This is a genomic window from Bacillus norwichensis, from assembly GCF_014836955.1.
In the GTDB taxonomy this organism is placed as follows: Bacteria; Bacillota; Bacilli; order Bacillales; family Bacillaceae_C; genus Siminovitchia; species Siminovitchia norwichensis.
Genome location: NZ_JACSPV010000108.1, coordinates 1 through 891 on the forward strand (window position 1 = coordinate 1; position 891 = coordinate 891).

Below are 891 nucleotides of genomic sequence, written 5' to 3' on the forward strand. Positions count from 1 at the left end.
AGTGTAAACTAAACCGTGTAAGTAAGTGTGTTTATCCCCAAAAGTTAAAGTTTTTATTATGCAGCTGATTGGCTGGATTGAGTTCTGTATTCGACTGGACTCAATCCAGCCAATTTTTCTTTTGATCGTACTTGGTTATACCAGTAGATATATCCTCAATCCTTTTTTTAATTCTTTAATAGGTTATTTGGTATTAGTTGTTTTTAAAATTATGGTAGTTTACTACTAGGATTTTGCTAGCGAAACTAAGCTATGAGATTATGGGTGATAACAATGAGAGATGACATTTTAAATTTATGAAGTATTATTACTGTCAAGACAAAAACAATTAATTTAAATAGGCTTGTTGGTTAAAAAATAGAATAAGTAATTTATCTAGCTAACTTAAAGCACTTGATTGTCTTTTAGGCAACAAGTGTTTTTTTAGAAATTTAAACTTTGGGCTAAATTGGAAAATGCTTTACTGAAATTCATAACTCATGATGGTTGTACCATCATGGGGTATCGTTTTAACACTTTGGAAACTGACAAGAAGAAGAAAGGGGCGAGATGACATTTTACATGGCAAGGGGACTTATGACAGGGAATTGGCAATAAAAAACGAGATCGTACAAGCTCGTGGCGATAAACAATGGGTAAAATTAAAGGTGTACTAATTTTTTATGGCTAATAAGATTTTTGGTTGTTTTTTACTAAAGACGCTCGCATAATACTCGCTATTCGTAAAAAACGTTACAATAATTAAAATCTTCGTAACGGGAGGTTGAAAAGTTGAACGTTGTTGGTTATATACAAGAAGAAAAAAGCCAAAAGCAGTACCAAGAAAAGCACATCTAAAAAGAAATCCACTGTGAAAAAGAAAAGTGCGAAGAAAGAGAAAAAAAGTAAGAA

1 protein-coding gene is annotated in these 891 nt (G+C 31.9%); it reads right to left on the reverse strand.

Annotated features, from left to right (window positions below):
- Nucleotides 1–56: 56 nt before the first annotated feature.
- The gene (locus tag H9631_RS22155; protein WP_404801768.1) at nucleotides 57–149 is read right to left on the reverse strand and encodes an IS3 family transposase; all 93 of its coding nucleotides are present in this window, start codon (nucleotides 147–149) and stop codon (nucleotides 57–59) included.
- Nucleotides 150–891 lie beyond the last annotated feature (742 nt).